The following is a 26,274-nucleotide window of genomic DNA, read 5'->3' as shown; positions in this document are numbered from 1 at the left end:
GAGGGTATCTTCACGAGGAAAGACTACTGTTTTTTCTGGGATTTCGGATCAAGCATGATCCGAACAGGGCCGCCGCAGCTTTCCAGCTTGGCCTGCCCCGTATTCATCAGCACGGTCAGCTTGCAGCCGGTGAAGACATTCGTACCTTCAGACAGCACGACCTGCTTGCCCGTCAGAATGAAGGTCTGCGCCGCCATGTCGAATTCACCGTGGTCGGCCGTGGCTTTCTGGGTCTCGGACGTCAGGTAGACATTATTGTCGACGAAGATTTTTTCGATATTGGCGTCGCCGCTGGTGAGCGAAGAACCCTCGCCCTTGTAATTCACCGTCATCTTGCCAGCCTGAAGGGTGGTCGTTCCCTGCACCACTTTCACATTGCCGGTGAAATAGGCCTTGCGCTCCTGATCGCGAATCTCGAGCTGATCGCTTTCAATCGCGATAGGCTGGTCACCGGAGAGTTTGACGCCCTGCATGTTGCTGGTGGTGTTCTGGGCGAAGGCCACAGTTGCAAGACACGAAAGAACAAGACCTGCGGCTGCAAGGCCGGCGGATTTGCCGAGGGAAACGGGACGGGAAATTTGCATCATCTGGACCGGGCTCTCACTTGCCTTCATTCTTGATATTGGATGCAGCGATACGTGCCCGTACCTGCCCCGAAAATGTAATTGTTTTGCCATTATCGGCGATGTCAATCGATTGCGCAACAATCGAGCCGTCGTTTGTTTTGATCGAAACCGGCTCTTTGCTGCTCATTTTTCCGGCCTTCAGATCGACATCCGCAGACTGGAACTTCGCTTGTATGCCATTGCTGAGATTGATGTCAAAAGGCGCAGTCATCTTCAGCGTGTTGGTCGCCCGGTCGAAAATGCCTTCCTGGGCGATCACCTGCGCAACACTGTCGTTTACCGGCACTGCCGCCAGAACCTTTTCAAGCGTCATGAGATTGGGGTTGGCGATGTCCTGCAACGCACGGTCGGCGTTCATGGAATAATCGATCCCCTTCTCGTTGCGGCCGGCGACAGCAGGCTTTTCCATCACGATCTTGCCGTCTTCAATTCGTGCGCTCTCAAGAGAGACCTCGTCGGGGGCCCAGGTTCGGATAACCGAAACCGCGATGAAGGCGAGCGAAATGATTGCCGCGCCGAGCGGCAGAATGATCTTCAGCCGCTTCACGCGCGTGGAATGCCGCAGCGCGGTGTCATAGGCGCCGTTCTGGTCATTGCGCAGCGAAAATGCTGGCGCGGGTTCGCGGAGTCTTTCGAGCATAAGAGCGGGTCCGGAATGCCTCTAGGGCGCCATAATGGCGCATCATCGAAGCTTGTGTCTCTATCTAAATGTCTTTGGCATGTGTGCTTTGTCCTGCCAATATGGTTTTTGTCTGGATAGGTGCAAGGGAAATGCGAATTTTATCTTAATTCTGGTTTCCTTATTGTTTCCTTGCGGCTTCGCGTTAGAAGAACCATATGGCCTGAAGCGCAAAAGCGGATGACAGGGGTTTTTATGGACAACATGGCGATAGCGGATCGCAGGCGGTTGCGCCGCAAGCTGAGTTTCTGGCGGATTGCCGCCGTTCTGCTGCTTGTCGCCGGCGCTTTCGGTCTTTACCGGTTTTTATGGGATGGACCGCAGCAAAGTGCGAAGCCTCATATTGCCCGCGTCGAGGTTTCCGGCCTGATCACCGACAATAGCGAACTGCTCGAGCGGCTCGACAAGATCGCAAGGAGCGAGAATGTCAAAGGGCTGATCGTGTCGATTTCCTCGCCAGGCGGCACCACCTATGGCGGGGAGCGCATCTTCAAGGCTATCAGAGGTGTGGCCGAAAAGAAGCCGGTTGTGTCCGATGTCCGCACGCTTGCCGCTTCCGCCGGTTATATGATCGCATCGGCAGGCGATGTCATCATTGCCGGTGAAACCTCGATCACCGGCTCGATCGGGGTGATTTTCCAATACCCCCAGATCGGCCAGCTGATGGACAAGCTCGGCGTCTCGCTGCAGGAAATCAAGTCGTCACCGATGAAGGCCGAGCCTTCGCCTTTCCATGAGGCGCCCGAAGAGGCAAAGACCATGATCCGCGCCATGGTGATGGACAGCTACGGCTGGTTTGTCGATCTCGTTGCCGACCGTCGCAAATTGCCGCGCGAGGACGTGCTGAAACTGGCGGACGGTTCAATTTACACCGGCCGGCAGGCGCTTGCCAACAAGCTCGTCGATACGCTCGGCGGCGAAAAGGAAATTCGCAGCTATTTCGAGACACGCGGTGTTGCCAAGGATTTACCGATCGTCGAATGGCGCGCGCCATCGTCCCGTTCGCCTTTTGCGCTTTTTAGTGTTGCGCAAATAGCGAAACTTCTGGGATATGATGATTTAATTCCCTTCGCAGGCCCCAGCCAGCTCGGTGCGGACAAGTTGTTTCTTGACGGTCTTGTTTCCGTTTGGCAGGTTGAGCCGCGTTAAAAATCCAATTCTTTCAGGGGGCAACCGTGATCAAGTCTGAACTGGTGCAGATCGTTGCTGCGCGTAACCCGCACCTTTATCACCGCGACGTGGAAAACATCGTCAATGCGGTGCTGGATGAAATCACCGATGCCCTGGCGGCAGGAAATCGTGTCGAACTTCGTGGTTTCGGCGCATTTTCGGTGAAGAACCGTCCGTCCCGCTCGGGCCGGAACCCGCGTACGGGTGAGTCGGTTTTCGTCGAGGAAAAATGGGTGCCTTTCTTTAAAACGGGCAAGGAACTGCGCGAGCGCCTGAACCCGGGTATGGGCGACGAAGAGGACGATTGATCGTTCTTGACGCCGGGCGACTGAAGAGGAGCCTGCGAAACGCCCGCAGCGATGGAGTATTGTCGGATGTCGAAAAAAATCATCAACCTCATCATCCTGCTTCCACTGGCGATCATCCTCGTCATCCTTTGCGTGGCCAATCGTCAGTCGGTAACCCTGGCGCTCAATCCGTTCCGGCCGGAAGACGGCGTTCTGTCCTTCACCGCGCCGTTTTTTGTTTTCCTGTTTCTGGCGGTCATTTTTGGCGTTCTCATGGGCTCGGCGGCCACATGGTTTGCGCAGGGCAAACATCGCAAACGTGCCCGTATCGAAGCAAAAGAGGCCGTTCGCTGGCACGATGAGGCGAACCGCCAGAAGGCGGCCACCACAGGGCAACTGCCGCATGCGGGACAACTCCCGGCAAAGTGATGGTGCCGACAGTCGCTGCGGCTCTAGTCGAGCGGCGTGCGGAATGCTATTTGCTGGCGCAATAAGACGCGGGCAGAAGCGGAAAGATTTCCATTGAAGAAAAAAGACAGCCGGCCGGGCAATCGTGCGCGTGCCGGGAGCGAAAAAAAACAGGTCCATGCCGCGAAGCCGGCGCGGCGCACGGATACGGCGCCGAAGAAGCGCGAGCCGGACGCAGTCCGCAGCGTGCCGAAACCTGCGCCAAGGGAAAAGGCCATTCCGGTGGCGGCCGTTGAACAGGTGCCCGCGCGGCCCCTCAAGCATCGCACCGGTGAACTGCCAGCGGAACAGGTTCCTGTCATTCTGGAATCGAGCGGCGCGGGTGATTTTCACCTGATCGACAGCGGTAACGGCCTGAAGCTCGAACAATATGGCGATTACCGCATCGTTCGCCCCGAGGCGCAGGCTCTCTGGAAGCCTTCGATCCCGGACCGCGTATGGCAGAATGCCGATGCTGTCTTTACCGGCGATACGGATGAGGATGGCATGGGCCGCTGGCGCTTCCCGAAGGCGGCGCTCGGCGAAACCTGGCCCCTTTCCCTGCTTGGCATCGAATTTCTCGGCCGCTTCACGGCCTTTCGTCATGTCGGCGTCTTTCCGGAACAGATCGTGCATTGGGAATGGCTGAAACATGCCGTCGAAACGGCCGATCGCCCGCTGAAAGTGCTGAACCTCTTCGGTTATACCGGCGTCGCGTCGCTGGTCGCGGCGGCCGCAGGCGCTGAAGTCACCCATGTCGATGCTTCCAAGAAGGCGATTGGCTGGGCCAAGGAAAATCAGGCACTTGCCGGGCTCGAGCAGGCGCCGATCCGCTGGATTTGTGAAGACGCGATGAAGTTCATCCAGCGTGAGGAACGCCGGGGCAGCAGCTACGACATCATCCTCACCGACCCGCCGAAATTCGGCCGCGGCACCCATGGCGAAGTCTGGCAATTATTCGACCATCTGCCGCTGATGCTGGATATCTGCCGCGAAATCCTGTCGCCCAAGGCGCTCGGTCTCGTGCTGACGGCCTATTCGATCAGGGCCAGCTTCTATTCGATGCATGAGCTGATGCGTGAAACCATGCGCGGCGCCGGCGGTGTCGTCGCGTCCGGCGAGCTCGTCATTCGCGAGGCCGGGCTTGATGGCAAGACGCCGGGCCGTGTGCTGTCCACATCGCTGTTCAGCCGCTGGGAGCCGAAATGATGAAAGATATGCGCGAAAATACCACGCGCCGCGTTGGCCAGGTCAAGGAAGTGACCAGCCTTGCCAATCCCATCATCAAGGACATCAAGGCGCTCACACAGAAAAAGGGTAGGGAAGAGACCGGCACCTTCATGGCAGAAGGCCTGAAGCTGGTCATTGACGCGCTCGAACTGGGCTGGACGATCAAGACGCTGGTTTACGCAAAGGCCGCCAAGGGCAAGCCGCTGGTGGAGCAGGCGGCGGTCAAAACGGTCGCGTCGGGCGGACTGGTTCTCGAAGTCAGTGAAAAGGTCATCGCCTCGATCACCCGCCGCGACAATCCGCAGATGGTCGTCGGTATTTTTGAACAGAAATGGAAACCGCTGAAGGAGATCCGCCCGGAAAAGGGCGAGACCTACATCGCGCTCGACCGGGTTCGCGATCCCGGCAATCTGGGCACCATCATCCGCACTGCCGATGCGGCGGGTGCTTCGGGCGTCATTCTTGTCGGCGACTGCACCGATCCGTTTTCGCTGGAAACGGTGCGCGCCACCATGGGGTCGGTCTTCGCCACGCCCGTCGTCCGCGCTTCGGCCGAGGAATTCCTGTCCTGGAAAAAATCGGCGCAGGTCAGCGTCGTAGCCACCCATCTGGCCGGTTCGGTGGACTATCGAAAGATCGACTACGCCGGAAAGCCGGTCGTGCTCTTGATGGGCAACGAACAATCCGGCCTGCCGCCGGAACTCGCCGGCAAGGCCGACCAGTTGGCGCGCATTCCCCAGCAGGGCCGCGCCGACAGCCTCAATCTCGCCATCGCAACCGCCGTCATGCTGTTTGAGGCGCGGCGACATCTCCTCCAACTCGCACCGGTGACGTAATGGCCAAAGCGGCATTGTTCTCGAAATTCGGCCCGGCTTTCGCGCTGATCGCCGCCGCGCTGGTGCTGGACCAGATCGTCAAGCAGCTGGTCGAAGCCTATCTGCCGCTGCAGGAGATGGTTCCCGTTGTCCCGTTCCTGGCGCTTTATCGCACCTACAATCTCGGCGTGGCCTTTTCGATGCTGGAGGACATGCACGGCTGGTTCATCGTCAGCATGCGGCTCGTCATCGTGGTCTTCGTCTTGTGGCTGTGGCGAAAGACGGCGGAGGACCGTACTTTTGCCCATCTCGGTTTCGCCTTCATCATCGCAGGTGCTGCCGGTAATCTGCTCGACCGTTTTTTTTACGGTCATGTCATCGACTATATCCTGTTCCACACGCAGACATGGTCTTTCGCAGTCTTCAATCTGGCTGACAGTTTCATAACCATCGGCGCAGCCTGCGTCATTCTCGACGAGTTTTTGCACGCCCGGACGGCTAAAAAGTAAAATTTTAGGGTTTCAGCCAAACATATCAAAACCGCTGCCGTGGTAGCGGTTGCCTATGAGCGAACTGACAAGACTTCGTCAAAAAGTTTCAGATGAGCTGGGCCTGGCCGCGACGGCGGCGCAGCCGGCGGATCGTGTCGAGGCAATAACGCGCCATGCAGATGAAGAACATGCGCCCGATGCCAGATCGATCGCATTCTATGTCGCCGTGTCGTTATCGCTCGGGGCTTTTTCCGCCGCCTTGATTGCGCTTGCCATGCCTTACGCGGTTACCGTCGCGCTGGCGACCTTGTTTGGCGCCGTGCTCGTCGGCGTCCTGCTCTACGCGCTCTTCGGCGAACCTTCCCGGCATCCCCCTGCGCTGGATGAAGGATCCGATCTCCGGCTGAGACAAGCGCAAAACCGCTCGCTGATTGCCGAAATGCAGGAATTCATGGGTGATATCGTCGTGGTCCGCGACATGAACCGGCGCATTGTCGAGGCGAACGGGGTCTTTCGGGAAATCACCGGCTGCGCCGCGCCCGAAGGGCTCAGCTGCGAGGAAATCGGCATCGCTTTCCGTCCGGGCGACAAGATCCATGCCTATGATGTGGAGATCGCGACCCCGTTCGGCCAGCGCATCTTTTCCTGGCATGATGTCGTGACCCGCGATCTGGCAAGCAGCCGTCTTCTCATCAGCAGCATTGCCCGGGATGTGACCGAGGAGCGGCTTGCGCTGGCCGAAAGGGAAGACGCCAGGCTGCGCGCCGAACAGGCCGATGCTGAAAAAGCGCGGCTGCTTGCAACGGTAAGCCATGAAATCCGCCTGCCGCTTTCCGGTATGCTGGGCATGAACCATCTTCTGTCGAAGACGAGGCTCAACGAAGAGCAGCGAAATTATCTCGATGGCATGCGCCAATCCGGCCAGTCGCTGGTGCAGCTTGTCGAGGATCTTCTGGATTATTCGACCATGGAGGCCGGCCGCTTCAGGCTCAATCCGCGCGCGGAAAACCTGCGCCGGCTGATCGAGAGCATCGTCGAGATGCTGGCCCATCGCGCCCATGAAAAAGGCATAGAGATCACCTCTTTCGTCGCGCCGAATGTGCCTGATCATCTCGATTTTGATCCGGCGAGGCTACGTCAGGTCCTCTTCAATCTCCTCGGCAATGCCGTCAAATTCACGCAGGAAGGCGGCGTCGTCATCCGGGCGCGCATGTCCGACGACGAGTTGCACATCACCGTCGAAGATACCGGCCCGGGCATGAGCCGGGCGGAACAGACCCGTATTTTCGGGGAATTCGAACAGGCAGGCCCTTTGTCGCAACGAAGCGCCGGTACGGGCCTCGGACTTGCGATTTCCGCCCGTATCGTGCGGGAATTCGGCGGCCATCTCACGGTCTCGAGCCGCAAGGGCAAGGGCAGTACTTTCAAACTGGCGTTTCGCCCGGCGGGCGCCCCTGCCGAAATGGCGGATCCAGGACGGCGTCATTGCCTGAGGCATACAAATGTCCTGCTCATCGCACCAAAAGGCGTGGCGGCGGCGGTGACGATGGAGGCGATCGAGGCTTTCGGCGGTCGATGCACGCTCATTCATCAGCCTGAGGATCTGGAAGAACTGAGGAAGGGTTCTGCCACGCGGCCGGTCGAGCTTACCGATATCATCGTCGACCAGCGCAGTTCGCCGCTGTTCAGGGATGCCCTGAAAGATTGGCCGCAGCAGAATGTCCGCCGCACGCTGTTGGTCAGCCCCGAAGAGCGGCCGTCGACCATGCATGTGGCCTTCGATGCCTGGTTGATTCGGCCGTTGCGGGAAAAATCCCTGATCGACGTCCTGTGCGGCCGTCTGCGCGGCATTGAGCGGCGCGACGCCATAAACGACAACCACCCGGATGTGGGTTTTTCTTCGCGGGTGACGGAAGGGGAAAGCGGTATCGAGATACTCGTTGCCGAAGATGATGCCGTAAATCAGCGCATCATTCGCGTCGTTCTGGAAAAAGGCGGCTACATCGTCCGCGCTGTCGAGGACTTTGAAGCGTTGCGGCAATCTGTGGAGCCGGGGGCATCCCGCCTCCCTGATCTCATCGTGTCCGATCTCAACATGCCGGGCGGCGAGGGGCTCAATGTTCTTCCCGAGCTTCTCCATACGCTGAAGGGCGAAAGAAATATTCCCGTCATCGTGCTCAGCGCAGATGCGAGTGACGCAACCGCCGAAATCCTGCTGAAGGCTGGTGTCGGCGCAGTTTTGGCCAAGCCTGCCGATCCGCGACGGCTGATTGAGGAAATTCGCCGCCTGGTGGGGGCGAAACGGCTGTCGCTGTCATAACTTGACAGACTCGCACTGGCGGCGTTTTGTCACTATTCTGTCGTCAATTAGTGATTTATGACAGGAAAATTGTTTGGTGGCGGAGCGATTCCCCATGGTTGCCGAAATCCTCAATCACGACATTTGTGAAAACAATGTTGTCATTAGCCCCCGTCCCGAGACAACTCAGGACAATGAGGGTCTTTTCGGCCGCATAGGCACGCTGGAAACGCGGCTCGCCAGAAATGAACGCGAAATCGATGCCGCGCAATCCGTGCGTTATCGGGTTTTCGTCGAGGAAATGAAGGCGCGGCTTCCCGCGGAAGCGATGCGCCGCGAGCGCGACATCGATGCGTGGGACAGCGTCTGCGACCATCTTCTCGTGCTCGACAAGGCGATTGAAGGCGATAGTGAGGACCAGATCGTCGGCACCTATCGCCTGCTGCGGCAGGAAATCGCGCTTGCCAATAACGGTTTTTATTCCGCCAGCGAATTCGATATTGCCGGTCTCGTCGCGCGCCATCCCGGCAAGCGCTTCATGGAGCTTGGCCGTTCCTGCGTGCTGCCGGAATATCGCACCAAGCGCACCGTGGAACTTCTGTGGCAGGGCAACTGGGCCTATGCCGTCAAACACCGCATGGATGCCATGATCGGTTGCGCCTCCTTTCCCGGCGTGCAGCCGGAAGCCCACGCGCTTGCTTTGTCTTTCCTGCACCATAATTGTCTGGCCAAAGGCGAGTGGGAAGCTTTCGCCCTTCCCGAGCTTTATCGTGAGATGGACCTCGTGCCGGCAGAGGCGCTAAACGCCCGCAAGGCGCTGAACGCCATGCCGCCGCTGATCAAGGGCTATATGCGTCTCGGCGCCATGTTCGGCTCCGGCGCGGTCGTGGATCATGCCTTCAACACCACGGATGTGCTTGTGGTCCTGCCGGTTTCGTCCATCGCCGGCCGTTACATCAGCTATTATGGCGGTGAGGCCGAACGCATCAACGGCTGACCGGGTTTTGATCGAGACCTTCAGGATGTTCCTGTGGGCAGCGGTGCCGTGTGTGTTGTGTTGGTGCGGGCAAAGCCGCTAGTGTCGGCGCTCTTTTCCGCAACACGATATGACATCGGCAGGCCATTGACGGACGTTCTGACAACCGCTTCCCTGATCTCGGAAGAGAGCCGCGCGACGGCCACTCCGATGATGGAGCAATATATCGAGATCAAGGCGAACAATCCCGGTTCGCTGCTGTTCTACCGCATGGGCGATTTTTACGAATTGTTCTTCGACGATGCGGTGGAGGCTTCCCGCGCTCTCGGCATCACGCTGACGAAACGCGGCCAGCATATGGGTCATGATATCCCGATGTGCGGCGTCCCCGTCCATGCGGCGGATGACTATCTCCAGAAACTCATCCTGCGTGGTTATCGTGTCGCCGTGTGCGAACAGGTGGAAGACCCGGCGGAAGCGAAGAAGCGCGGCTCGAAATCGGTGGTCAAACGTGATGTGGTGCGACTTGTCACGCCCGGCACGCTGACCGAAGAAAAACTGTTATCGCCGACGGAATCCAACTATCTGATGGCGCTGGCCCGTATTCGGGGTAGTGCGGAGGCGCAGTTCGCGCTCGCCTGGATCGAAATTTCCACCGGCGTCTTCCGTCTGGCGGAAACCACGCTGACCCGGCTTCTGGCCGATATCTGGCGCATCGATCCGCGCGAGCTGATCGTCGCCGATAGCCTGTTCCATGATGAAGAGCTGCGGCCGGTTTTCGATGTGCTGGGCCGGGTCGCGGTGCCGCAACCGGCGATCCTCTTTGACAGCGCCACGGCGGAAGGGCGCATTGCGCGCTATTTCAATGTCTCGACGCTTGATGGTTTCGGCACTTTTTCGCGCGTGGAACTGGCGGCCGCCGCCGCTGCCGTCGCTTATGTCGAAAAAACCCAGATTGCCGAACGCCCGCCACTCGGCGCGCCGGAACGCGAAAGCGCGGCCTCCACGCTTTTCATCGATCCCGCCACCCGCGCCAATCTGGAACTTGTGAAGACGCTGTCAGGCGAAAGGGACGGATCGCTCCTGCATGCCCTCAACCGCACCGTGACGGGCGGCGGTGCTCGGCTTCTGGCCGAACGGCTGATGTCTCCCTTGACCGATCCGGAAAGGATCAATGCCCGTCTCGATGCGGTCGCCTATCTCATCGATGACGTCTCCCTTTGCGATGGCTTGCGCGATGCGCTGAAACAGGTGGCGGACATGCCGCGTGCGCTTTCCCGTCTTGCGCTGGAGCGTGGCGGCCCGCGCGACCTCGGCGCCATCAGGCAAGGCCTTGCTTCGGCAGAAAAGATCGCGGCCATTCTCGATCAGGGATTGTTGCCGGATGAGCTTGCCGCGGCGCTCGCGGATTTGAAAGCCCTGCCGGGTGGTCTGGAAGCCATGCTCGGCTCGATGCTGGCCGATGAACTTCCGCTTCTGAAGCGTGATGGCGGATTTCTGCGCGAAGGCGCTAATTCCGAACTCGATGAGGTACGGGCGCTGCGAGACCAGTCACGTCGTGTGATCGCCGGGCTGCAGCTGAGATACGCCGATGAGACCGGCATCAAGTCGCTCAAAATCAAGCATAACAATGTGCTGGGTTATTTCATTGAGGTCACGGCGGGCAATGCCGATGTGATGACGACGACGGATGAGGCCAAGGCGCGCTTTATCCACCGCCAGACCATGGCCGGCGCAATGCGTTTCACCACCACCGAGCTTGCGGATCTCGAAAGCCGCATTGCCAACGCCGCTGCGCAGGCTTTGACCATGGAACTGGAAGCCTTCGAGCGCATGGTCAAGGCTGTTGTGCAACAGGCGGAAGCGATCAAGGCCGGTGCGCTGGCGCTTGCGGTGATCGATGTCGCCTCGAGCCTTGCCTATCTCGCTACCGAGCAGGCCTATTGCCGCCCGATCGTCGATGCCTCCATGACCTTTTCCATCAAGGGCGGGCGCCATCCCGTGGTGGAGCAGGCCTTGCGGCGCCAATCCGCCGGACCGTTTATTGCCAATAATTGCGATCTGTCGGCCGTCAATAACGGCAAAAACGGTGCCATCTGGCTGCTCACCGGTCCCAACATGGGCGGTAAATCGACCTTCCTGCGCCAGAATGCCCTGATAGCCATCCTCGCGCAGATCGGGTCTTTCGTGCCGGCGGAAGCTGCTCATATCGGCGTCGTGGATCGCCTTTTCTCGCGTGTCGGCGCATCGGACGATCTGGCGCGCGGCCGCTCGACCTTCATGGTGGAAATGGTGGAAACCGCCGCCATTCTCAATCAGGCGACGGATCGTTCGCTGGTCATTCTGGACGAGATCGGCCGCGGCACGGCGACCTTTGACGGTCTTTCCATCGCCTGGGCTGCGGTGGAGCATCTGCACGAGGTCAATCGCTGCCGTGGTCTCTTTGCCACCCATTTCCACGAATTGACGGTGCTGTCGGAAAAACTTGGCCGCCTTTCCAATGCCACGATGCGGGTGAAGGAGTGGGAAGGCGACGTCATCTTCCTGCACGAGGTTGGACCGGGGGCTGCGGATCGTTCCTATGGCATTCAGGTGGCGCGGCTTGCGGGCCTGCCCGCATCGGTTGTGGAGCGCGCCCGCGAGGTGCTGACGAAGCTCGAAGATGCCGACCGCAAGAACCCGGCTAGCCAGCTGATCGACGATCTGCCGCTGTTCCAGATCGCGGTTCGCCGCGAGGAAAGCCGCAAGACTGGCGCATCAAAGGTGGAGGAAGCTCTGATGGGGTTCAACCCTGACGAAATGACGCCGCGTGAGGCATTGGACGCGCTCTATGCGTTGAAGAAAGAACTTGGCAAGGCTTGAAGGAATAGATTGCCTGTCCATCGCCTTTAAAACTCGCTATAGGACACTCCCATCGCAAGTGGTGGGATTTCCCACAGGACATGGATACCGGCATAGATGGCCATCAAGGACCTGGATTTTTCCGACATTCTCGATGTATCGGCGCTCAAGCGCGAATGCGACATCATCTTCAGGGAAGATGGCAAACGTATTGCCGATATTCGCTCCGATCTGCTGCCGATCTTTCGCAGGGCCAGTACGGAAGGTCGGGAAAAGGCCAGAAATCTGCTGAAAGCCGATGGCAGCGGCATCGATTGCGCCAGACGCCTCTCCTGGCTTCAGGATCGGCTGATCGAAATCCTCTATGATCTCGCGTGCCAATATGTCTATCCGAAAGATGCGCCGCACATTGCCGTCGCTGCGGTCGGCGGTTACGGTCGCGGCACGCTGGCGCCGGGATCGGACATCGACCTTCTGTTCCTGCTGCCGGCCAAGAATACGCCGGATATGCACAAAGCCGTGGAGTTCGTGCTCTATCTGCTGTGGGATCTCGGTTTCAAGGTCGGACACGCCACCCGCACGGTGGATGAATGCATCCGCCTCTCCAAATCAGATATGACGATCCGCACCGCCATTCTGGAAGTGCGGGCGATCTGCGGCAAAAAATCCCTGACCGACGATCTGGAAAAACGCTTCGAGTCGGAAGTCGTTACCGGCACCGGTCCGGAATTCATCGCCGCAAAGCTCGCCGAGCGCGACCAGCGCCACCGCAAGGCGGGCGATACGCGTTATCTGGTGGAGCCGAACGTCAAGGAAGGCAAGGGCGGGTTGCGCGACCTGCACACGCTGTTCTGGATCGCCAAATATTATTACCACGTTCGCGATACGGCGGATCTGGTGAAGCTCGGCGTCCTGTCGAGATCAGAACTGAAGCTGTTCGAAAAGGCCGATGATTTTCTCTGGGCGGTTCGCTGCCAGATGCATTTCATCACCAACAAGGCCGAGGAGCGATTGTCGTTCGACATTCAACGCGAGATTGCCGATGCGCTGGGTTATCAGTCGCGCCCCGGCCTTTCCGCTGTCGAACGCTTCATGAAGCACTATTTCCTCGTGGCGAAGGACGTCGGAGACCTGACTCGTATCGTCTGTGCCGCACTTGAAGACCGGCAGGCGAAGGACGTGCCCGGTCTTTCCGGCGTCCTCAGCCGTTTTGCCCACCGTGTGCGCAAGATTCCCGGCTCGGTGGAGTTTGTTGAGGATCGCGGCCGCATCGCGCTGGCCAAACCGGATGTCTTCAAGAACGACCGGGTCAATCTGATCCGGCTGTTCCACATTGCCGATATCAACAATCTCGAACTGCATCCCGACGCGCTTCGTGTCGTCACGCGCTCACTGTCGCTCATCAATGACGAGTTGAGGGAAAACGAAGAGGCAAACCGGCTTTTCCTGTCGATCCTGACGTCCCGGCGCGATCCGGCGCTGACCCTGCGCCGCATGAACGAGGCCGGCGTTCTCGGCAAGTTCATCCCCGAATTCGGCAAGATCGTCGCGATGATGCAGTTCAACATGTATCATCATTACACGGTGGATGAGCATCTGATCCGCTCTGTCGGCGTTCTGTCGGAAGTGGACAAGGGAACGGCCATTGACGCCCATCCGCTCGCCAACCAGTTGATGCCAAGCGTCGAGGAACGCGAGGCGCTTTATGTGGCCGTGCTGCTGCACGATGTGGCGAAGGGTCGGCAGGAGGATCATTCGATTGCCGGTGCCCGCGTCGCCCGCAAGCTCTGCCAGCGTTTCCGCCTCACCGGCAAACAGACCGAAACGGTTGTCTGGCTGATCGAGCAGCATCTTTTGATGTCCATGGTCGCCCAGACGCGCGACCTGCACGACCGCAAGACCATCACCGATTTCGCCGACAAGGTGCAATCCATGGAGCGGCTGAAGATGTTGCTCATTCTGACGGTCTGCGATATTCGCGCCGTCGGCCCGGGCGTCTGGAACGGCTGGAAGGGGCAGCTGCTGCGTTCGCTCTATTACGAAACCGAACTGCTGCTGTCAGGCGGGTTCTCGGAAGTTTCCCGCAAGGAGCGCGCGCAGATCGCCCGGCAGGCGCTATACGACGCCCTTGAGGATTGGGGGCAGAAGGCGCGGCGCAAATACACCAAGCTGCACTATGAGCCCTATCTGCTGACAGTGGCGCTGGAAGACCAGGTGCGCCACACTCGCTTCATCCGCGAGGCCGACAAGCAGGAAAAAGCGCTGTCGACCATGGTGCGCACCCACTCCTTCCATGCCATTACGGAGATTACCGTGCTGGCGCCGGACCATCCGCGCCTGCTATCCATCATCACCGGCGCCTGCGCGGCGGCGGGCGCAAACATCGCCGACGCGCAAATCTTCACGACGTCCGACGGGCGGGCGCTGGATACGATCCTCATCAATCGCGAATTTCCGATCGATGAGGACGAGACACGGCGCGGCAATAATATCGGTAAGCTCATCGAGGAGGTCCTGTCCGGCAAGCAGCGCCTCCCGGAAATGATCGCCACGCGCACCAAAAGCCGCAAGAAGAAGAGCGCTTTCACCATTCCGCCGTCGGTCATCATTTCCAACGGGCTTTCGAATAAATTCACTGTCATCGAGGTCGAGTGCCTCGACCGACCGGGGCTTCTGGCGGATATGACGGCCGTTATCGCCGATCTGTCGCTCGATATTCACTCTGCCCGCATCACTACCTTCGGCGAAAAGGTCATCGACACCTTTTATGTGACTGACCTCTTCGGCCAGAAGGTGACGAATGATAATCGGCAGGCCAGCATTGCGCAGCGCTTGAAGGCTGTGATGAGCGAGCAGGAAGACGAATTGCGCGACCGCATGCCGAACGGCATCATCGCCCATCCAGACGTGGCGGCTCTGCCGGCCGCGCGCACGGCGAAGGCTTGATATCATGAGCCTGATCGGCAAGTTCGCCACCGTTGGCACCGCCACGCTCGGCAGCCGCATTTTCGGCTTCCTGCGCGAAACCCTGATGGCCGCCGCCGTCGGCACGGGGCCTGTGGCCGACGCCTTCAACGCCGCGTTCCGGTTTCCCAACACCTTTCGGCGGCTTTTTGCCGAAGGTGCGTTCAACTCGGCTTTCGTGCCGCTTTTCGCCAAGGAGATCGAGGCGAACGGCATGGAGGGCGCAAGACGTTTTTCCGAAGAGGTCTTCGGCGTTCTGTTCACCGTGCTTCTGGCCCTGACAATTCTGATGGAATTGTCGATGCCGTTCATCGTGCGCACCGTTATTGCGCCGGGCTTTCTGGAAGACCCGGTGAAATTCGAAAACACCGTTCATCTCGCCACCATCATGTTTCCTTATCTCGCCTGCATGTCTTTGGCGGCGATGATGGGCGGCATGCTGAACTCGCTGCATCGTTACTTTGCGGCGGCGATCGCGCCTGTTTTCCTGAACATCATTCTCATCGGCGTGCTCGCCCTGGCATGGTGGAAGAATTACGATCCCCTGCAGGTCGGTTACGCGCTCTCATGGGGCGTCATGGCGGCGGGTCTGGTGCAACTCGCCATCGTCTGGATCGCCGTGCGCAATGCCGGCATGCGCATCGGTTTCCGCAGGCCGCGGCTGACGAAGAACGTGCAGCGCCTTCTGGTTCTGGCCCTGCCGGCAGCCATCACCGGCGGCATCACCCAGATCAATCTTTTGATCAACACCAATATCGCATCGGCCGGCGAAGGCGTGATCTCCTCGCTTGCCTATGCCGACCGGATTTACCAGCTGCCGCTCGGTGTCGTCGGCATCGCGGTGGCCACCGTGCTTCTGCCGGAACTGGCGCGGGCGTTGCGCGGCGGGCACATGGTGGAGGCGGGAAGCCTGCAGAACCGCTCGGTCGAATTCGTACTGTTCCTGACATTGCCCGCTGCTGCCGCCCTTTTGGTAATGGCGGAACCTATCGTTCGTTTTCTTTACGAGCGCGGCAACTTCTCGCCTTCGGCCACCGTCACCGTCGCGCAAATCCTTGGCATTTACGGTCTGGGCCTGCCGGCTTTCGTACTGATCAAGGCCTTCATTCCGGGCTTCTTCGCCCGCGAGGATACGCGCACACCGATGATCTTCGCGGCGATTTCCGTCGTCGTGAATGTTTCCCTGGCGCTGACACTGTTTCCGCGGCTTGGAGGCCCGGGCATCGCCATTGCCGAAATCACCGCCGGCTGGGTGAACGCCATCCTGCTGTTCGGCGTGCTTTTGTGGCGCGGTCACTGGCAGGTGGATATTCCACTGCTCACCCGCATTCCGCGCCTGCTGCTGGCTGCGGCCTTGATGGCCGGTTTCGTGCACTATGCGCTGACCTATTTGACTTTCGAATTGTCTTCCGCTTCGTCCATTTTCGTGCGGGCAGGCACCATCATGGCTCTCGTCTTCGCGGCCATGCTGGTTTATTTCGTGCTCGCTTTCGTTTCCGGCGGCGCCGATATCGGCATGGTCAAACGAGCCATCCGCAAGCGCGGCAAGAAGAACATCGAGACGGAGGCGGGCTGATGTGCTTTGCCGAGAACCGCCGCATCGCGCTCGTCACGCTTGTCGTGGACGATTACGATCGGGCGAAGGCGTTTTATTGCGACGTTCTCGGATTTGAGTGCCTTTCCGATCAGCCGCTTGGCGACGGCAAAAGATGGCTGGTGGTGAAGCCACAAGGAACCGAGGGCGGCGGCCTCCTGCTTGCCGAGGCGGATGGTGAGCCGCAGACGCTTGCTATCGGCAACCAGACCGGCGGGCGCGTCGGATTTTTCCTGCATACCGACGATTTTGCACGTGACTATGAAACCATGATTGCGCGCGGTGTGCGCTTTCTGGAAGAGCCGCGCCATGAGATTTACGGCTCCGTTGCGGTCTTTGCCGATCCTTATGGAAATCGCTGGGATCTTCTGGAACCGCGCGGCTGACATGCCCTGAAACCGCTTGATTGCTGGGGGCTGCGGGTGCATAAGCGCGCGTGCAATTCCAACCATGGGGCGGGGCCCTCCACAAGCCTTTTCGAGGACGACAATGAACGCATTCAAGCCGCTGGTTTTCTCGGGCGTCCAGCCGACCGGCAATCTGCATCTCGGCAATTATCTCGGCGCCATCCGCAAATTTGTGGCGCTGCAGGAAGATAACGACTGCATCTATTGCGTCGTCGATATGCATGCCATCACCGCCCAACTCGTTCACTCCGACCTGAAGGCGCAGACCCGCTCGATTGCGGCCGCCTTTATCGCCGCCGGCATCGACCCCGTGAAGCACATCGTCTTCAACCAATCGGCGGTGCCGCAGCATGCCGAACTGGCCTGGGTGTTCAACTGCGTGGCGCGCATCGGCTGGATGGAGCGCATGACGCAGTTCAAGGACAAGTCCGGCAAGAATACCGAGCAGGTGTCGCTTGGACTGCTCGCCTATCCGAGCCTGATGGCCGCGGACATCCTTGTTTATCGCGCCACCCACGTTCCTGTCGGCGACGACCAGAAGCAGCATCTTGAACTTGCCCGCGATATAGCCCAGAAATTCAACATCGATTTCGGCGACCATATCCGCAAGGCGGGCCTCGGGCTGGATATCACCGTGGGCGATGAGCCGGTGCACGCCTATTTCCCTATGGTGGAGCCGCTGATCGGTGGTCCGGCGCCGCGCGTGATGTCGCTGAAGGACGGCACCAAGAAGATGTCGAAGTCCGATCCCTCCGATCTGTCGCGCATCAATCTGATGGACGATGTCGATGCGATCTCGAAGAAGATCAAGAAGGCAAAGACCGATCCGGATGCGCTGCCGAGCGAAGTGGAAGGCCTGAAGGGTCGCCCCGAGGCCGAAAACCTCGTTGGCATCTATGCCGCGCTTTCCGACAGGACCAAGGCGGATGTTCTTTCCGAATTCGGCGGACAGCAGTTCTCGGCCTTCAAGCCGGCCCTGGTCGAGCTTGCCGTCCATGTTCTGGCCCCCGTCAACAACGAGATGCGCCGCCTTCTCGATGACCCGACCCATATCGACGCCATCCTCAGCCAAGGCGGCGAGCGGGCGCGCACCATTGCCGAAAAGACGATGAACGAAGTGCGCGACATCATCGGCTTCCTGCGCTGACAGGTCGCTGCTGCGCGAATGCGGCTGGCGGTTTGCGCCTGCCGTGATTTGATATAATCTCCGCCCGAACCGTCGGGCGGTTTTGCGGATCACGGCGGACCTAGGGAGTGCAGAATGGTTTCAAAACGGCTGTCGCGTCTGGAAGGGCATCGTCGCAAGTTTCTCGCTGTTATCGATGACACACCGGAATGCGAAAGGGCCGTGCACTATGCCGGTCGTCGCGCCAAGAACTCCAATGGCGGTCTGGTACTGCTCTACATGATCCCGGAAGGCGATTTCCAGCAATGGCTGGGTGTCGAGCAGATCATGCGGGCCGAGGCGCGGGAGGAGGCGGAAGCCACGCTTGCGAAGATTGCCCAGAAGGTGCGTGAGACCATCGGCATCGAGCCGGAAGCGGTGATCCGTGAAGGCAGCGCAACCGAGCAGATCCACGGGTTGATCGAGGAAGACCGCGATATCGCGATTCTCGTTCTGGCAGCAGGCTCGACCAAAGAAGGGCCGGGACCGCTCGTTTCCTCCATCGCCGGGCGAGGGGCAGCCTTCCCGATCCCCGTCACCGTACTGCCGGATACGCTGTCGGACGAGGAAATCGACGCACTCTGCTGACGACGGGGTTGGGGCAAGATTTAGGGGCTGACGATTTCTTGAATGTAATTATCATGTCAGGGCTTGAAGTGTAGCTTCGCCGGGCGTATTTTTTGGAAGAATTCTAAATTACGGGGCGTGAACCGCGGCCTCGAAGGAGACGACGATGTTCATTCAGACGGAAGCCACGCCCAATCCCGCCACGCTGAAGTTCCTGCCGGGCAAGGTGGTGCTGGAAAGCGGCACAGCGGAATTTCTCAATGCGTCGCAGGCGCAGGCCTCGCCCCTGGCGGAACGCCTTTTCACCATTCCGGGTGTGACCGGGGTCTATTTCGGTTTTGATTTCATCACCGTGACCAAGGACGATGCGGAATGGCAGCATCTGAAACCTGCCATCCTCGGCTCGATCATGGAACATTTCATGTCCGGCCGGCCGATCATGGGTACGGCGATTGCGGCCGAAGTCTCGGATGAGGAAGGCGAGTTCTTCGAAGAGGGTGACGAAACCATCGTCGCCACCATCAAGGAACTGCTGGATACCCGTGTCCGCCCCGCCGTGGCGCAGGATGGCGGCGATATCACCTTCCGCGGTTTCCGCGATGGTACGGTGTTCCTGAACATGAAGGGCGCCTGCTCGGGTTGCCCGTCCTCCACCGCCACGCTGAAACACGGCGTTCAGAATCTGCTTCGCCATTTCGTGCCGGAAGTGCGCGAAGTCGAAGCGGTATAAAAGCGCAAGCCAGGCCATCATGATTGTTCTCGCACTCGACACCTCAGGTGTGGATTGTTCCGCCTGCGTTTATGACAGCGTCTCCGACAGGGTGCTCGGCGAGGTATGCGAAACGATCGGCAAGGGCCATGCCGAAAGGTTGATGGCGGTGATCGACGGCGCTCTGGAGCAGGCGCAACTGTCGCTCCAGAATGTCGAACGCATTGCCGTGACGATCGGGCCGGGGTCTTTCACCGGTATCCGCGTCGGGGTCGCTGCCGCACGCGGCTTTGCCCTGTCGCTCGGCGTCGAGGCCGTGGGCGTCACCACGCTTGAAACGCTGGCGCTTCATCATCTGCTCGAAAATCCCGGCCGGCCCGTGGCCGTTGCGCTGGATGCCAAGCGCGGCGAAGCTTATCTCCAGACATTCGGTGCGGATGGATCGCCGCTGCGCGATGCCGCGCTTCTGTCTCTGGACGACGCCCGAACGGCCACTAGTTGTTTCGACGGCGTCGTCATCGGTTCAGCCGCGCCGCTTTTGGCAGGGTCGGAGGCGGGTTCGGGGCCGGATCACTTCCCGGTCGCTTCGGTCGCGTTTGCTGCTGCGCGTAAGCCGGCTGGCCAGCCGAAACCTTCGCCGCTTTACCTGCGCGGGCCGGACGCCCGGCCGCAGACCGGTTTTGCGCTGGCACGTCAGGGCGTTGCCTGATAGGGCATTCGTCAGCCTGTGCGAATGATTCCCGTGATGCCCGATTCCTGTTATGTTTGACGACTATCTGACCTGGAAACCCTATTTCGAGATTGTGCCGATGCAGCATGAGGATTGCGCCGCGGTGGCGGAGTTGCATGCGCTGCGCTTTCCGCGCCCGTGGAACGACGGGGAGTTTTCCGGCCTGCTCACGCAAGGGGCTGTTTTCGGTGCTGTCGCACGCCAGACCAACGCCTTTTTCAGCAAGCCGCTCGGTGGTTTCGTGCTGGCGCGGGAAGTGGCGGGCGAGGCGGAAATCCTGACCGTTGCCGTGGCCGACAAGTTCGCACGCGCGGGGCTCGGCTGGCGTCTGATGCAATCGGCTATCCGCGAGGCGATGATGCGCGGCGCGGAAACCATGTTTCTCGAGGTGGATAATAATAACGCCTCCGCCGTCGGGCTCTATAAGAAGCTCGGCTTCAAAACTGTCGCGGAACGCAAGGCCTATTACACCGCCAAGGACGGAACGAAGTCGACGGCGCTTGTCATGCGCCGCGATCTTCGCTAGTTCCCTGCGACAGGCATTTTTTCGGCGAAAGCCGCAAACCGCGAGTCTCAAAAGGCCAGAAGACGTGACAGACCTTTCGAAAACGCTGGAGGAGCTTTGTGCCGAACGCGGCATGCGGATGACGGATCAACGCCGTGTTATCGCCCGCGTCCTTCAGGAGTCAGCCGACCATCCCGATGTCGAAGAGCTTTACCGCCGTTCCTCCGCCGTGGACCCGCGCATCTCGATTTCCACCGTCTACAGAACGGTGAAGCTGTTCGAGGATGCCGGCATCATCGAGCGTCACGATTTTCGCGACGGCCGCTCGCGCTACGAGACCGTGCCCGAAGAACATCATGATCACCTGATCGATTTGAAGAACGGCGTGGTCATCGAATTTCATTCGGCCGAGATTGAGGCCCTTCAGGAAAAGATCGCCCGTGAACACGGCTTCAAGCTCGTGGATCACCGGCTGGAACTTTACGGCGTGCCGTTGAAGCCAGACGAACGTTGAGACCCCGGTGAACGAGCGGGCGTTTTCCCCATGATGTGGCTCCGGACAGCCTATATTGCGGTCATTCTCCTGATCGTCACGCTTGTCTTGCTGCCGCTTCAACTGCTGGGCCTTGCCTTCGACTGGCGGCTTCGCCGTCGCATTCCGCGCCTCTGGCATCGCATCGCCTGCCATGTCCTCGGCATCCGCGTTCATGTGCACGGCGATGTGGAGCGGGCGAAACCGTTGATGCTGGCGGTCAATCATGCCTCGTGGAAGGATATCCTCGTTTTGGGCAGCATTGCCGATGTGGTGTTCATTGCCAAGACCGAGGTGCGGGACTGGCCGGTGTTCGGCTGGCTCGCCCGCTTGCAGAAAAGCATCTTCGTTCAGCGTGAGCAGAAGCGCAGCACCGGCGCGCAGGTGAGCGAGATCGCCAGTCGCATGGCGGATGGCGAAATTGTCGTCCTGTTCCCCGAAGGCACCACCTCGGACGGCAACCGCATGCTCGCCGTCAAATCCTCGCTGTTCGGTGCGGCCTCCACCGCCGCTGAACAGGTGCCGGGAAAGCTGGTTTATGTCCAGCCGGTCGCCATTGCCTATACAAGGGTGCAGGGCATGGCCATGGGGCGTTACCATCGCGTCATCGCCGCCTGGCCGGGCAGCATCACGCTCGTGCCGCATCTGCTCGGCATCATCAGGGCCGGCGCCATCGATGTCGACGTGACATTCGGTGACAGCGTTCCGTTCCACAGCACGGATAACCGTAAGCGCTTGGCGACCGATGTTGCCGCCGCCATCCGCTCCATGCTGGCCTTCAGCCTGCGCGGCGGCTGGCGGAATTAGCGAGATCGTAGCTTTTCCGGCATTTTTCTGTTTAATCTGGCCGGGAAAAACACTAGATAGCCGCCATGACCCAGGAAACGCTTGGCCCTGACGCCACACCCATGATCGCCCGCGACGGTTCGAACAGCCGAAAGGTCTTCATCAAGACCTATGGCTGTCAGATGAATGTCTACGATTCCGTCCGTATGAGCGATGCGTTGGCGAAGGACGGTTACGTTCAGACCGAGGATATGGGCGAGGCGGATCTGGTTCTGCTGAACACCTGTCATATCCGTGAAAAGGCGGCTGAAAAGGTCTATTCGGCGCTTGGCCGCCTGCGCGACATGAAAAAATCGCGTGAAGAGCAGGGCCGCGAATTCATGATCGGCGTTGCCGGCTGTGTCGCGCAGGCGGAAGGCGAGGAAATCCTGCGCCGCGCGCCCGCCGTCGATGTCGTGATCGGCCCGCAGACCTATCACCGCCTGCCTGACGCCTTAAAGCGGGTGCGCGGCGGTGAGCGCGTCATCGAGACCGAATATGCGGTTGAGGACAAGTTCGAGCACCTGCCGGTCGCGGAGAAAGCGACATTGCGGACACGCGGCGTCACGGCGTTCCTGACCGTGCAGGAAGGTTGCGACAAGTTCTGTACCTTCTGTGTCGTGCCTTATACGCGCGGTTCGGAAGTCTCCCGCCCCGTGCGCCAGATCGTCGATGAGGCGATGAAGCTCGTCGATGCCGGCGTGCGCGAGATCACGCTGCTGGGCCAAAACGTCAATGCCTGGCAGGGCGAAGGCCCGAAGGGCGAGAAATGGGGCCTTGCCGAACTGCTTTACCGGCTGGCGGAAATTCCCGGCCTTGCACGGCTTCGCTACACCACAAGCCATCCGCGCGACATGGACGAGCGCCTGATCGGCGCGCATCGCGATCTGCGCATCCTGATGCCCTATCTGCACCTGCCTGTTCAGTCCGGCTCGGATCGCATTCTCAAAGCGATGAACCGTCGCCATACGGGTGAGGAATATATCCAGCTCATTGAAAAAATCCGGAGCGCGCGCCCTGATATCGCCATGTCGGGGGATTTTATTGTCGGCTTCCCCGGCGAGACGGATCGCGATTTCGAAGATACGATGGCGATGGTCGAGACCGTGAAATATGCGCAGGCCTTCTCGTTCAAATACTCCACCCGCCCCGGCACGCCGGGAGCCGATCTCACCGATCAGGTTGCGGAAGAGGTGAAGGCCGAACGACTGGAAAGATTGCAGGCCCTGTTGCTGCGGCAGCAGAAGGAATTTGCTGAATCGCTGGTCGGAAAAACCATGGATGTGTTGCTGGAAAAGCCCGGTCGCATGCCTGAGCAGTTGATAGGTCGCTCTCCGTGGCTGCAATCCGTGAATCTTGATGCAAAGACGTTGAAAATCGGTGACATTGTTAATGTACGAATCACCGCAACGGGTCCAAACAGCTTGTTTGCCGAGGTGGCAGGGAGTTAGAGTGAGGAGCCGACACTGATTGGGACAGGAGCCTGACCGCTTGAACGCACACGAATTGGTATCAAATTCATCGCGCCAGCCACGCCAAGCCGCGACCGACGCCAATCACTTCGTCCTCACGTTCGAGAATAACAGGATAGCGGGAGAGCTATTCGGTCAGTTCGATCAGAACCTGAAGCTCCTGGAGCAGCGCCTCAATATCGACGCTCGACCGCGCGGCAATTCCGTCGCCATCACCGGCGATGTCGTTGCCACCAATCAGGCTCGTCGGGCGTTGGATTTCCTTTATGAACGGCTGCTCAAGGGCGGAACCGCCGAGGTTTCCGATGTCGAAGGCGCGATTCGCATGGCTGTGGCCGCGGACGACCAGTTGACCTTGCCGACGATGGAACGCAAGGCGAAGATTTCCATGGCGCAGATTTCCACACGCAAGAAGACCATCGCTGCCCGCACGCCGACGCAGGACGTCTATATGCGGGCGCTGGAACAATCCGAACTGGTTTTCGGTGTCGGTCCCGCCGGCACCGGCAAGACCTATCTTGCCGTCGCTCATGCGGCGCAGCTTCTGGAGCGCGGTGCGGTTGACCGCATCATCCTCTCACGCCCCGCCGTCGAAGCGGGTGAGCGTCTTGGCTTCCTGCCGGGCGACATGAAGGAAAAGGTCGATCCGTATCTGCGCCCGCTTTACGACGCGCTTTATGACATGATGCCGGGAGACAAGGTGGAGCGCGCCATTCAGGCGGGCGTCATCGAAATCGCGCCGCTCGCCTTCATGCGCGGCCGCACGCTGGCCAACGCTGCTGTCATTCTGGACGAAGCCCAGAATACCACGACCATGCAGATGAAGATGTTCCTTACCCGCCTTGGCGAGAACGGCCGCATGATCGTGACCGGCGACCCGAGCCAGGTGGATTTGCCGCGCGGCGTGAAATCCGGTCTTGTCGAGGCCCTGCAAATCCTTGGCGATGTGGAAGGCGTGTCCGTCGTGCGCTTCAAGGACGTCGATGTTGTTCGCCATCCGATGGTGGCGCGTATCGTCCGGGCCTATGAGTCCCATACGGCGGTGCCGGATGAGAGCCTCCTGAAGGGCGACTGACATAAAGACGATGACAGTTCTGGATATTCAAATCAGCGTCGAGGCCGAAGGCTGGTCCTCGGAAGAGGACTTGGCTGCCTTTGCCACCAGGGTGCTGGATGCGGCGGTCGATTTCCTGAAGCGGGAAGAGGACCAACCCTTCCCGAAAATGCCAGTGGAGCTGTCGCTGGTCTTCACCGACGACGAAAATATCCGGGAAATCAACGCCGAATGGCGTGACAAGGACAAGGCGACCAATGTCCTGTCTTTCCCGGCTTTTCCGCTGGAGCCGGGCGCAATGCCGGGCCCCATGCTGGGCGATATCGTCATCGCGCGCGAGACGGTTGAGCGCGAAGCCCTTGAACTTGAGAAGAGTTTCGAGGATCATCTGACCCATCTGCTCGTTCATGGGTTCCTGCATTTGTTCGGTTATGACCATATGGACGAGGAAGAAGCGGAAGAAATGGAGTCGCTTGAGACTCGCATTTTGGCGGTGCTTGGCCTATCTGATCCTTACGCGGGTCAGGAACCGCTTTAAATATTGTCTGGAGCCATGAACGAACATTCTGCACGACCTGCCAATGAGGGCAGAGAAAACGGCGAGCAGTCCTCTTCGGAGGAGGGCAGTAGTCACTTACGTCAGGACTACAATGCCAAACCGAAATCGACCATCTGGTCACGCATCGCACGGTTGCTGAAACCATCTCAGGGCGAGCGCCTGCGCGAGGATTTGACCGACGCGCTGATGGACGACACCGAAATCGGTGCGGCCTTTTCGCCCGAAGAACGGGCTATGCTCAACAATATCCTGCGTTTCCGCGAGGTTCGGGTCGAAGACATCATGATCCCTCGCGTGGATATTGATGGCCTCGATGAGAATATGACGATCGGCGAGGCGCTGATCCTCTTCGAGGAAACGGGGCGTTCCCGTATGCCTGTCTATGACGAGACGCTGGATAACCCGAAGGGCATGATCCACATTCGCGATCTGCTGGCCTATGTCGCCAAGCAGGCCCGCAACAAACGCCGGGCCGGTTCGCGAAGCGTTGCTTTCGGTGAGGTGAAGGCGCCGCGTTCACCGCGGCCGAATTTCGACCTGGGACGTGTCGATCTGGAGCAGACGGTCGCCGATGCCGGACTGGTTCGCAAAATTCTTTTTGCGCCGCCCTCCATGCTGGCCTCCGACCTTTTGAAGACGATGCAGGCCCAGAGAACCCAGCTTGCGCTGGTGATCGATGAATATGGCGGCACCGACGGTCTCGTCAGCCACGAGGATATCGTCGAAATGGTCATAGGCGACATCGATGACGAGCACGACAAGGACGAGGCGATGTTTTCGCGTCTTTCCGCCGATGTGCTTGTCGCGGATGCACGTGCGGAACTCACCGAACTTGCCGAGGCGATCGGTCCGGCATTCGATGTTCGTGAACACCTGGAGGAAATAGATACGCTCGGCGGTCTCATCTTCTTCGCGCTCGGCCGTATTCCGGCCAAGGGCGAGGTGGTTCGGGCCGTGCCAGGTTTCGAGTTCCAGATACTCGATGCCGATAGCAGGCGCATCAAGGGCGTTCGTATCGTCCGGGATCACGGCTCCGAAGGTGAGGATGATCGCGCTCCGGGCGAAGCGGACGCCAATGAGGTGATTGCGCTGCCTGCGCCCGATGTTCGCCTCATCACGCATCAGCAGAATGCCGATTAAGAAAGGTCGACGGGGTTTTCCCCGTCGCGCCCTTTTTCGACATCTCTCAATCCGGCAGCTATGAAGGCCGTGTTCGGCGTCGAAAAGAACATATGGCGCTTCGGTCGCCATGCCTCCTGTGGACTGCGAATCTTTTTTCCTTTACGTCGGGTCTGAGGGAAAATTCCGCGGCGCGGCCTTGTCGGCTGCG

General features: G+C 59.5%; 25 protein-coding genes. 23 read left to right on the top strand and 2 right to left on the bottom strand.

Features of this window, described 5'->3' with window-relative positions; translation table 11 throughout:
- Positions 1–23: 23 nt before the first annotated feature.
- The gene (locus ACQZ48_RS21935; RefSeq protein WP_077984408.1) at positions 24–587 is read right to left on the bottom strand and encodes an LptA/OstA family protein; all 564 of its coding nucleotides are present in this window, start codon (positions 585–587) and stop codon (positions 24–26) included.
- A 13-nt stretch (positions 588–600) separates the two neighbouring features.
- Complete coding sequence (gene lptC / locus ACQZ48_RS21930) at positions 601–1,266, bottom strand: LPS export ABC transporter periplasmic protein LptC (protein ID WP_077984409.1); 666 nt, start codon at positions 1,264–1,266, stop codon at positions 601–603.
- A gap of 234 nt (positions 1,267–1,500) precedes the next feature.
- Here lptC and sppA point away from each other — a divergent pair, with 234 nt between their 5' ends.
- From sppA to ACQZ48_RS21815, 23 genes are all read left to right on the top strand, one after another.
- The gene (gene sppA, locus ACQZ48_RS21925) at positions 1,501–2,454 is read left to right on the top strand and encodes a signal peptide peptidase SppA (RefSeq protein ID WP_374636270.1); all 954 of its coding nucleotides are present in this window, start codon (positions 1,501–1,503) and stop codon (positions 2,452–2,454) included.
- A gap of 2 nt (positions 2,455–2,456) precedes the next feature.
- On the top strand, positions 2,457–2,783 hold the full coding sequence (locus ACQZ48_RS21920; RefSeq protein ID WP_219256707.1) for an integration host factor subunit beta: 327 nt from the start codon (positions 2,457–2,459) through the stop codon (positions 2,781–2,783).
- A gap of 66 nt (positions 2,784–2,849) precedes the next feature.
- On the top strand, positions 2,850–3,191 hold the full coding sequence (locus tag ACQZ48_RS21915) for a LapA family protein (RefSeq protein WP_162520623.1): 342 nt from the start codon (positions 2,850–2,852) through the stop codon (positions 3,189–3,191).
- A gap of 93 nt (positions 3,192–3,284) precedes the next feature.
- The gene (locus ACQZ48_RS21910; RefSeq protein ID WP_089153264.1) at positions 3,285–4,418 is read left to right on the top strand and encodes a class I SAM-dependent methyltransferase; all 1,134 of its coding nucleotides are present in this window, start codon (positions 3,285–3,287) and stop codon (positions 4,416–4,418) included.
- On the top strand, positions 4,415–5,275 hold the full coding sequence (locus ACQZ48_RS21905) for a TrmH family RNA methyltransferase (RefSeq protein WP_173987981.1): 861 nt from the start codon (positions 4,415–4,417) through the stop codon (positions 5,273–5,275). Before ACQZ48_RS21910 ends, ACQZ48_RS21905 begins: the two co-directional genes overlap by 4 nt.
- Positions 5,275–5,763 carry a signal peptidase II gene (gene lspA, locus ACQZ48_RS21900; RefSeq protein ID WP_137409688.1) on the top strand — a complete coding sequence of 163 codons (489 nt, stop codon included), beginning with the start codon at positions 5,275–5,277 and terminating at the stop codon, positions 5,761–5,763. Before ACQZ48_RS21905 ends, lspA begins: the two co-directional genes overlap by 1 nt.
- A 55-nt stretch (positions 5,764–5,818) precedes the next feature.
- Complete coding sequence (locus tag ACQZ48_RS21895) at positions 5,819–8,065, top strand: ATP-binding response regulator (RefSeq protein WP_448729454.1); 2,247 nt, start codon at positions 5,819–5,821, stop codon at positions 8,063–8,065.
- 94 nt (positions 8,066–8,159) lie between these two features.
- A complete protein-coding gene (gene olsB / locus ACQZ48_RS21890; protein ID WP_077984415.1) occupies positions 8,160–9,041 on the top strand; it encodes a l-ornithine N(alpha)-acyltransferase in 882 nt (293 codons plus the stop codon).
- 189 nt (positions 9,042–9,230) lie between these two features.
- Positions 9,231–11,882 (top strand): DNA mismatch repair protein MutS, encoded by a 2,652-nt coding sequence (gene mutS / locus ACQZ48_RS21885; RefSeq protein WP_448729458.1) that lies wholly within the window; start codon positions 9,231–9,233, stop codon positions 11,880–11,882.
- Positions 11,883–11,978: 96 nt separating this feature from the next.
- Positions 11,979–14,807: a [protein-PII] uridylyltransferase gene (locus ACQZ48_RS21880; protein WP_077984416.1), complete on the top strand. Its 2,829-nt coding sequence runs from the start codon at positions 11,979–11,981 to the stop codon at positions 14,805–14,807.
- Positions 14,808–14,811: 4 nt separating this feature from the next.
- Positions 14,812–16,401, top strand: coding sequence for a murein biosynthesis integral membrane protein MurJ (gene murJ / locus ACQZ48_RS21875; RefSeq protein WP_448729453.1), 1,590 nt, complete (start codon positions 14,812–14,814; stop codon positions 16,399–16,401).
- The gene (locus tag ACQZ48_RS21870) at positions 16,401–16,805 is read left to right on the top strand and encodes a VOC family protein (RefSeq protein WP_137409692.1); all 405 of its coding nucleotides are present in this window, start codon (positions 16,401–16,403) and stop codon (positions 16,803–16,805) included. Before murJ ends, ACQZ48_RS21870 begins: the two co-directional genes overlap by 1 nt.
- A 103-nt stretch (positions 16,806–16,908) precedes the next feature.
- Complete coding sequence (gene trpS, locus ACQZ48_RS21865; RefSeq protein ID WP_077984419.1) at positions 16,909–17,973, top strand: tryptophan--tRNA ligase; 1,065 nt, start codon at positions 16,909–16,911, stop codon at positions 17,971–17,973.
- A 114-nt stretch (positions 17,974–18,087) separates the two neighbouring features.
- Positions 18,088–18,579, top strand: coding sequence for a universal stress protein (locus tag ACQZ48_RS21860; protein ID WP_003503758.1), 492 nt, complete (start codon positions 18,088–18,090; stop codon positions 18,577–18,579).
- 145 nt (positions 18,580–18,724) lie between these two features.
- Entirely contained in the window at positions 18,725–19,288 is a 564-nt protein-coding gene (locus ACQZ48_RS21855; protein ID WP_077984420.1) for a NifU family protein, read from the top strand.
- 19 nt (positions 19,289–19,307) lie between these two features.
- Positions 19,308–19,976, top strand: a complete 669-nt coding sequence (gene tsaB / locus ACQZ48_RS21850; RefSeq protein ID WP_173987989.1) for a tRNA (adenosine(37)-N6)-threonylcarbamoyltransferase complex dimerization subunit type 1 TsaB — start codon at positions 19,308–19,310, stop codon at positions 19,974–19,976.
- A gap of 52 nt (positions 19,977–20,028) precedes the next feature.
- Positions 20,029–20,523, top strand: a complete 495-nt coding sequence (locus ACQZ48_RS21845; protein ID WP_077984422.1) for a GNAT family N-acetyltransferase — start codon at positions 20,029–20,031, stop codon at positions 20,521–20,523.
- Between the two features lie 64 nt (positions 20,524–20,587).
- Positions 20,588–21,016 (top strand): Fur family transcriptional regulator, encoded by a 429-nt coding sequence (locus tag ACQZ48_RS21840; protein WP_142914212.1) that lies wholly within the window; start codon positions 20,588–20,590, stop codon positions 21,014–21,016.
- Between the two features lie 30 nt (positions 21,017–21,046).
- The gene (gene olsA, locus ACQZ48_RS21835; RefSeq protein WP_077984424.1) at positions 21,047–21,841 is read left to right on the top strand and encodes a lyso-ornithine lipid O-acyltransferase; all 795 of its coding nucleotides are present in this window, start codon (positions 21,047–21,049) and stop codon (positions 21,839–21,841) included.
- Positions 21,842–21,906: 65 nt separating this feature from the next.
- A complete protein-coding gene (gene miaB, locus ACQZ48_RS21830) occupies positions 21,907–23,310 on the top strand; it encodes a tRNA (N6-isopentenyl adenosine(37)-C2)-methylthiotransferase MiaB (RefSeq protein WP_191217363.1) in 1,404 nt (467 codons plus the stop codon).
- Positions 23,311–23,350: 40 nt separating this feature from the next.
- Positions 23,351–24,406, top strand: coding sequence for a PhoH family protein (locus tag ACQZ48_RS21825; protein ID WP_077984425.1), 1,056 nt, complete (start codon positions 23,351–23,353; stop codon positions 24,404–24,406).
- Positions 24,407–24,416: 10 nt separating this feature from the next.
- Entirely contained in the window at positions 24,417–24,923 is a 507-nt protein-coding gene (gene ybeY, locus ACQZ48_RS21820; protein WP_077984426.1) for an rRNA maturation RNase YbeY, read from the top strand.
- A gap of 15 nt (positions 24,924–24,938) precedes the next feature.
- Positions 24,939–26,084, top strand: coding sequence for a hemolysin family protein (locus tag ACQZ48_RS21815; protein WP_077984427.1), 1,146 nt, complete (start codon positions 24,939–24,941; stop codon positions 26,082–26,084).
- Positions 26,085–26,274 lie beyond the last annotated feature (190 nt).

Source organism: Agrobacterium sp. 22-209-1, from assembly GCF_053522485.1.
This window is presented reverse-complemented; position numbering and strand designations above follow the sequence as displayed.